We start from the raw sequence: 6,560 nt of genomic DNA, 5'->3' as shown, positions 1-6,560 counted from the left end.
AGCTGCCTTAAAGACAGCTCCTTTCTTCAGCTAATAGGATGTCAATATCTTTCGCTAAAATTTTCATTACCCTAAGAACGAAGCTATTTATTATTCGGATTTAGAACAAGATCCTACTTTTAAACGGAATAGTGAGACAGGATATATTTATAGATCCTTATTATGTATTCCTATTGTTTATCAGAATACACGCTTAGGAGTTTTTAATATTGATGGTGAGAAGCCTGACTCCTTTGACAAGGATTGCATAAATTATATTACATATTTAGTTAATGCCCTTTCACAAACGTTTTATGAGGAGCTTAAGCTCCTTGACCATAAAATTACATCTTTGGGAGGGTATGTTAGTAACGACAAAGAACAATCCTTATCAAGAACCAGTTAAGATTAAGGAGTATGACCTTCTGGATAGTTATTATTCTGGTGATTTAGATGCTTTTGAAGTTGCTGAGAAGTTATTTACTTCTAATGATGCGGATAGAGGAAAAAAAAAATTCAAAAGAGGTATGACAAAACAATTCAAGAAAAGACAAGGAAAATCGTCAATTGTCAATTACAAGAAGTTTAAAGTGCCGCCTTTATTAGACAGCACTTTTTTTCTTTTGTTAACAATTTTCTCACTCATTGAGATGTTTCAAATGTATTAAAATAAAGGAGTCTCGCCATATAGAGATTCCTTTGTTTTTATTTAAAGTTCGTATAACTTTGATAATTCCTTTAAACGATCTTTAATTTCCGATAAATTCCATAGAAGCAAGAAAGTAAGAATCCGTGTCTAAGTTTTGAATTTTTTAACTCGAAATCGAATGCATGATAATGTAAATATGATCGTACATTCAAATTGCCACCAATTGGCGGCCTTCTTATGGTGCTAACGCACCCTGAGTTAGTCTAATATGAAAAGGATTGCAATAAAACAAAAAGAGGGATAACTTTCATCCCTCTCACATTTTACTTTATTTTCTATTGATTTATCGCAAAGTTTTTAATGCACCACTCCACGCAATAACTTGGTCAAGCATCGCATTAACATTATTAAGGTGTAAATCAGCAGGTTTAAAATCAGTTCCGTTTTCGAAATCTGTAAATAGAGATAAAGTTGGGTGAACCCTAACATCTGCTATTTGTAATTCTCCACAGATTCCACGTAAATGTTCAGCAGCACGAGCACCACCTGTTGAACCATAGCTAACAATTCCAGCTGCTTTATTATTCCATTCATCACGAGCTGAATCCAATGCGTTTTTTAATGCACCTGTTATGCTGTGATTATATTCTGCAGCAATGAATACAAAACCATCTAAATTAGTTAGCTTTTCCGACCAAGATTTTAAACCGGGTTCATCTCCAGCAGTTGTAAACACAAACGGCAAATTGAAGTCCACAATATCTACAATTTCATACTCTGCATCTCCTCGTTTATTTGCAATACCGTATACCCATTCTCCAACTTGAGGGCTAACTCGACCTTGGCGTGTACTACCTAAAATAATTCCTATTTTTAGTTTTTCATTTGTCATTGGTTCTTCCTCCTTAGTGGATGTTCCAAATAATTTGTCTAAAAAGCCCATTCTATTCCACCACCATTTTTTTCTTTATTAGAATAAACAAAGCAATGAAGCACTATACAAAATTGTTTAGTTCCTTCTTACACTAACTGCCCCAATAGTTGAACAAAGGTATTTTTTCTCTAATTTTTGAATCCGGATTTTTGAATAGGGAAGAAAGGTCGATGAAGATGACGCAACCAAAAGATGTGCAGCCGATCCGTGATCAGCTGCAGTTAGAAGATATGAAATGGGCACTAAAGCGCCATTATTCGGAGCGTGATTACATCCTGTTTTTGTAGGCTGCGAGACCGGCCTACGTGTTGGGGACCTACTCAAGCTCACCACGAAGCAGATCCTGAACCTCAAAGGCAAACAAAACAAGATTCTCAGGGTCAAAGAAGGCAAAACGAAAAAAAAACGCGACATGTATATCGCGAATTGCTTTCAGGAGGTCTATGAGTACGCCAAAAACGTCCAGAGTCCCTATTTATTTCCATCCAGGAAGGGAGAACGACCCATTACCCCTACTCAAGTGAGAGTCCCCCTTCTTAATGCTGTTTGTTCCATTAATCTAATTTCATGATACATAGCATCAGATAAGATTCCTTTTTCAATGTTCTTATTTATTTCAAAATAAAATCCAGCCAATAAACCTAACGGTAATTTATCTTAAAGGGAACTTTTTTCTTTCTCCATAAGTCACCTCCTAATTGGGCTACCATCAGCAAGTTTATTTTACGCTTACCTTATAACTTTCCCAATCAAATGGCGCTTTTAACAAATATCTTAAGGTATGGATATTATCTATTACCACATAATATAAAAAAACCATTATATAGAGTGCGAACGATGATATTTAGAGTGAATCGAAAAATAAAAAAGGAAAGGTGCCAATGAACGAATTGAAAAACCAGCAAGTCTTTTCTATAGAGAATATAAAAAAACAACTGAATCATACTGAAGATTTAAAAGACCGGGAAGTTAATATCAATGATGTAACTTATATTATTCTTTACATATCTCCTTTAGTGGATCAAGAAAAATTGGAGTCAAAAGTTATTGAGCCACTTATAAAAATGGAGCATAACGATATTTTGAACGAACTATACAGCAAGGAAATCAAGATTATTTCTAATAATGAGGAAGCGATATGTGGAATATTAGATGGTTATTGTTTGCTTTTGAAAAAAGAAAACTATCATGAAGGTTTCTTGTTGGATGTAACAGAAACAATTGGAAGGGTAGTTTCCGAACCTCTCACAGAAAAAACGCTGCTTGGAGCACATGAAGGGTTTGTTGAAAGTCTTGATAAGAATATTTATTTGCTGCGGAAACGAGTTAAAATACCTGGATTTACTGTTAAAAAGTATATCTTAGGTTCAAAAGTCCCTACGGATGTAAGCTTAATATATGTGAATCAATTGGTAAATCCCGAGATTATAAAAAAAGTTGAAGAACGATTAAAAAGTATAAGTCTTGATTTTATCCGGTCGCCAGGTGATATACAGGATTGTATTGAAGATCAGACATTCTCTCCATTCCCTCAACTATTAGACACGGAACTTCCGGAACGGGCTGCTTCCAATTTGAAGGATGGGAGAATAGCATTAGTTATAGATGGAAGTCCTAAAGCATTTATTTTGCCGGTTATATTTTCCGTATTTTTCCAGTCACCCGATGATTATTCTAGCAGATGGGAATTAGGGTCCTTTTTCAGAATCCTTCGATTATCGGGTTATATTAATGCTTTAATTTTACCGGCACTTTATATAGCTATCGTTACGTATCATTACGAAGTTATTCCTACGGAGCTTGTTTATTCATTCCAATCATCTTTAAGCTTTGTGCCATTTAGGCCAATAATTGAATTAATGGGCATGCAGTTTACCTTCGAATTATTAAGAGAGGCATCCATCCGTTTACCGACTTCCATTGCTTCAACATTTGGGATCGTTGGTGCTTTAGTAGTGGGAACAGCAATGGTTGAGGCAGGTTTTGTTTCATATGGAGGACTGATTATTGTTGCGCTAACTGCCGTCTCCTCTTTTGTTCAACCTAATATAGAGATGAGCAGCTCTATACGTGTACTTGGATTTCCATTAATGATTATGGCGGGAATGTTCGGTTTTCTTGGAATTATGTTAGGAGTTTTGTTAATCTTAATCCATCTATCTCGTCTCACTTCTTTTGGTGTTCCATATTTTTCACCTTTTGCCCCTTTAAAAGTGCATGAATTTAAAGATACGATCATCCGAGTCCCTGTATGGATGAAGGGGGATCATCCAAAAAGCTCTTCTCGAATTCAAAAAGGAAAAATGGAAAGAGAGTGGAAGTTAAATGAAAGTGAAGACCCGTATTAATCATGCCGACCTATTTTTTTTATTAGTGCAAACAATGGTCGGGGTTGGGATCTTGTCATTACCTTTCCAAACCTATAAAACTGCCGCTCAAGATGGGTGGATATCTGTTTTACTTTCAGGATTTATGATTCAACTCATTGTATTGCTAATGTGGCTTTTATGCAAAAGATTCCCCCATCTTACTTTATTTGATTTTAGCAAATTAATTTTGGGAAAAACATTGGGAAACATTATTAATTTCTTATATATAGTTTATCTGCTTACAATCGTAAGTTATGTATTTATAGTTATAGATGATATTTTCGTTCGGTGGATTTTCCCCGAAACTCCCAAGATGGTATTGCTTATCATGGGATTGGTTCTTCTCTTTTATGGGTGTATTGGGACGATAAGGAATATGGTGTCTTTATTTTCTTTTCTGTTCATATTCATTTTATTTTTATTTTTTATTACACTTCTAACTTTTCAAAATTCAGCCTTTGATTTTCGCTATCTTTTTCCAATTGGATCCAGTGGCATCTGGAAGATTCTTAAAGGCACAAAAGATGCATTTCCATCCTTTACAGGCTATGAAACATTGCTCATTTATTTTGCTTTTATTAAACAGCCTAAAAACTTCTCAGCTATAAAGGGCGCTTCTTTTGCTATATTTTTTGTAACCATACTTTATACATATATCGTTATCATCACCACTATGATGTTTAGCCCAGCTGAAATAAAGATTGTTCCAGAACCTGTTCTCTATATGCTGCGAACTATTAATATGCACGTATTACAACGATTAGATTTAATATTTTTATCGATTTGGGGGGTCGTAGTTTCTACTTCTATTCTTAGTTATGCCTATTTGGGAAGTATGGGGATAAGCAAATTATTGCGCATGAAACATAAGTTAGCTGTGATTCTTTCTAGTGCAGTGGTCTTTTTTGTATCTATTACATGTCATCTTTACCTAGAAATAATCACTTTTAGGAAATGGATTGAAATATTAAATTTGACTTTTGGCATTCTTATTCCTGCAATCCTTCTTCTAATAGCAATTATCTTTAAAAGGGAGGCATCATCCTTCTATGAGGAAAAATAAACTGGTTCTAACCCTCATTATTCTGACACTATTAACAGGCTGCTGGGATGAAAGGTTATTGAAAGATGTTCGAATAGTTTATTTATCAGGCTTCGACTTGGATGAGAAAGGAGACTATTTGATTACTGTATTGATCAGAAATTTAAATATAAGCAAGTCTAGCAGAGGAGAAAGGTCTATCACTAATGATATGATAACAGGAAAAGGAAAAAATGTAAGGGAAACAAGTTTAAATATTGATCAAAGTGTAGCTGGCACTCTTGATCCCGCAAAAGGAAGAACGCTCATTTTAGGTAACGATATTGCAAAAGGTGATATTTTCAATGTTTTAGATACTATTTATCGGGAACCAAGATTAAATGTAAACTCTAAGGTTGTTGTTACTTCCGGTAGTGCCAAAAATCTAATTCAGCACTTAACTGAAAAAGAAATGGAAAAAGCAGAATATTTTTATGAATTGATTAAAAGTAGTGAAGACCTGACTGAGATTCCATCAGTAACAGTTCAAACTGTTTGTACTTATTTGTTTGATGAAGGAAAGGATTTCTTTCTTCCCTACTTAGGTATAGACAAGGAAGATCATACAGTAAAAGTGAAAGGAACTGTACTTTTTCATGACCGCAGCTTCACAGGACAATATCTTTCAATTGATGAAAGCAAATTATTATTACTTTTTATGGATAAGAAAGCTAGAAAAGCCATTTTAACAGATCGTGTTGAGCAACAAGAAGACGCAGCCTTAAGTTACAAAGTGAAAAGGATATCAAGAAATCTAAAAGTGACAAAAAAAGATAAAGTCAGTGTTGATATTTCTCTTCAACTGGATGTAGAAGTCATTGATTACCCAACAGACCATTTAGATAATCAGAAGAAGATAAAAGATTTAAATCAACAATTATCAAGACAACTTACTAAAAATGCAGATGCTCTTTTTAAAAAGCTAGCAGACAATCAAAGTGATGTTCTTGGATTAGGCAGAGAATTGATCGCATTTTATCCATCAATCTGGGAAGAAATAAAAGGAAAAAATTATTATGAACACATCGAAGTTAACCCTGAGGTAAACATTAATATTATCAGCAGAGGAATTATTTTATAAAAGCAGAATCGTCTAGTAGTTTGTGTTCAAGCGGAGTCTGAATCATGACTTATTAAAAAGGCTGTTGGGCACGGCAGTAGTAGTTGGAGCTTCGCCTGCAGGTACAGAGGTGAAATTAGGAGTAATTGTTAAATGTGTAGCTTTATAAAAAAGTCTGATAATAATACTCGTCAATCGTTGATTTATTGCTCGTTTTTTGAAAAATCTTGTTCAGATTGTTCAGAATTTCTTACAGATGTTTTATTATCATCTGAGTGTTCTATGTTATTTGATGACTTACTAGGTGAATTGTTTGTACCCCCTACTAATAAAAAAATACTGAAAAAATAAATAACTACTTTTTTTTCAACATATGAGATTTTAACCTCCGTTTCCTTTTTTAAGTTTACATAATTATACCATTTTTTTAAATATGGGTATTTTATCCAACTGATAGACTGACTCCCTTATTAAAGTAACCTCCCTCA

The 6,560-nt window shown here is 34.2% G+C and carries 6 protein-coding genes and 1 pseudogene; 6 read left to right on the top strand and 1 reads right to left on the bottom strand.

Features of this window, described 5'->3' with window-relative positions; genetic code table 11:
* Window positions 1-85 precede the first annotated feature (85 nt).
* Window positions 86-385: a hypothetical protein gene (locus tag J7J00_RS28985; protein WP_396020609.1), complete on the top strand. Its 300-nt coding sequence runs from the start codon at window positions 86-88 to the stop codon at window positions 383-385.
* On the top strand, window positions 342-647 hold the full coding sequence (locus J7J00_RS24085) for a hypothetical protein (RefSeq protein WP_214795261.1): 306 nt from the start codon (window positions 342-344) through the stop codon (window positions 645-647). Before J7J00_RS28985 ends, J7J00_RS24085 begins: the two co-directional genes overlap by 44 nt.
* 324 nt (window positions 648-971) lie before the next feature.
* Here the strand turns inward: J7J00_RS24085 and J7J00_RS24080 are convergent, their stop codons facing one another.
* A complete protein-coding gene (locus J7J00_RS24080; protein ID WP_214795259.1) occupies window positions 972-1,571 on the bottom strand; it encodes an NADPH-dependent FMN reductase in 600 nt (199 codons plus the stop codon).
* A gap of 167 nt (window positions 1,572-1,738) precedes the next feature.
* Between J7J00_RS24080 and J7J00_RS24075 the strand changes: the two are divergent.
* The 4 genes and pseudogenes from J7J00_RS24075 to J7J00_RS24060 all read left to right on the top strand — a co-directional run.
* Window positions 1,739-2,082 (top strand): annotated as a pseudogene (locus J7J00_RS24075) (tyrosine-type recombinase/integrase); the annotation flags it as partial.
* Window positions 2,083-2,443: 361 nt separating this feature from the next.
* On the top strand, window positions 2,444-3,910 hold the full coding sequence (locus J7J00_RS24070) for a spore germination protein (RefSeq protein WP_214795258.1): 1,467 nt from the start codon (window positions 2,444-2,446) through the stop codon (window positions 3,908-3,910).
* The gene (locus J7J00_RS24065) at window positions 3,888-4,994 is read left to right on the top strand and encodes a GerAB/ArcD/ProY family transporter (protein ID WP_214795257.1); all 1,107 of its coding nucleotides are present in this window, start codon (window positions 3,888-3,890) and stop codon (window positions 4,992-4,994) included. The genes J7J00_RS24070 and J7J00_RS24065 overlap by 23 nt, the downstream gene beginning before the upstream one ends.
* A complete protein-coding gene (locus tag J7J00_RS24060) occupies window positions 4,981-6,093 on the top strand; it encodes a Ger(x)C family spore germination protein (RefSeq protein ID WP_214795255.1) in 1,113 nt (370 codons plus the stop codon). Before J7J00_RS24065 ends, J7J00_RS24060 begins: the two co-directional genes overlap by 14 nt.
* Window positions 6,094-6,560 lie beyond the last annotated feature (467 nt).

The sequence above is a fragment of the Bacillus sp. ISL-4 genome (assembly GCF_018613275.1).
In the GTDB taxonomy this organism is placed as follows: Bacteria; Bacillota; Bacilli; order Bacillales; family DSM-1321; genus Peribacillus; species Peribacillus simplex_E.
This window is presented reverse-complemented; position numbering and strand designations above follow the sequence as displayed.